This is a genomic window from Rhizobacter sp. P3_B12 (assembly GCF_056402895.1).
On sequence record NZ_JBFUGN010001349.1, the window covers coordinates 1 to 1,290 of the forward strand.

The 1,290-nt window shown below is 74.6% G+C and carries 1 protein-coding gene and 1 pseudogene; one reads left to right on the forward strand and one right to left on the reverse strand.

The window, feature by feature from the left end; all coding sequences use genetic code 11:
• Positions 1-557: serine hydrolase (locus AC1D01_RS35125; RefSeq protein ID WP_477874207.1), on the forward strand; the 557-nt coding region annotated here is incomplete at its 5' end.
• Here AC1D01_RS35125 and AC1D01_RS35130 read toward each other — a convergent pair.
• Positions 542-1,290 (reverse strand): annotated as a pseudogene (locus AC1D01_RS35130) (hypothetical protein); the annotation flags it as partial. The gene AC1D01_RS35125 and the pseudogene AC1D01_RS35130 sit on opposite strands and share 16 nt — an antisense overlap.

Here is a 1,290-nt window from a genome sequence, read left to right on the forward strand (position 1 = left end):
ACGCCGGTGCGCAGACCGAGGTGCTGGGCCTGGTGCTGCGCGGCGCGACCGGCCGCACGCTGTGCGACTACGTCGGCGAGCGGATCTGGAAACCGATCGGCGCGCAGGCGGCGGCGAGCTGGCTGCTGAACCCGGCCGACAACGTGGAGCTTGCGCAGGGCGGCTTCAACGCGACGCTGCGCGACTACGCGCGGCTCGGGATGATGATGGCCGCCGACGGGCAGGTGAACGGCGCCGCGGTGGTGTCGCGCGAGCACCTGCTCGACATGACCGATGCGGCGCGCCAGCCCGAGGCCTTCCGGCCCGGGCAGATGCAGTACCACGGCAGCCGCTACTTCGGCTACGGCCTGCAGACCTGGCTGCTGCCGGGCCGGCAGCGCCGCTTCATGCTGCTGGGCGTCTACGGCCAGGCGATCTTCGTGGACCCGGCGCTGAAGCTGGTGGTGGTGCACACCGCGGTCGGCAAGGACGCCTCGGGCGATGCGAGCGGCGACCACCTCGGCGTGGAGCGCGATGCGCTGCTGCGCGGGATCGTTGCGGCCTACGGGGACTGGTAGTCGCCGCGGTCCAGCAGCGCTGCGTCCTCATGCAACTGCCGCAGCGCGAGCAGCTGCAGCAGCGCCGGCGCGAGCACCGCGTTGCCAGGGTTCACCTGGGCGGCCACCGCCTCGGCCGATAGCGACCGCAGGCGTTGCGACAGCTCGCGCAAGCCGGCCGCCTCCAGCCGGCGCGCGAGCGGCGCCGACTCACCGGCCCATGCACGTGGCAGCCGCGCCAGGCCGTGGTGCAGCAGCGTCGCCAGCTGCTGCCGCAGCGCTTCGAGCTGCAGCGTGCAGGGGTCGGCACCGGCCGGCCGCGCCACGCCCAGCGGCAACGCGCCGAGTGCGCCGCTCGCCGCCGCGAAATCCGGCACCAGCAGCCCACCCTCGCAGCCCAGCGCCCACGGCTCCAGGCTCGGCACGCCGTGCTGCCAGCTCAGCACGCCCGCCACGTGGCGCAGCGCGCCGTGCCGCCCGCTCGCGGCGGCGGCCATCGCATCGAGCGCATGCGGCGCATGGCGCTCGTGGAAGCGCTGCACYAGCAGCGGCGCGCCGTGCGCATCGCGCAGCAACATCGCCACGCCTTGTTCGTTGGCGTCGTAGGCCGGCGGCTCCACCTCGGCCGGGCTGAACACGATGAAGCGCCGCGCCGCATGACGCGGCTGCAGCGCCGCCGTCGGGTGCGCCAGTTGCTCGGCGCGCAGCGCGGCCACGCTGTCGAAGCGCACCGGCGCGCCGAGCTGTGCCCAGT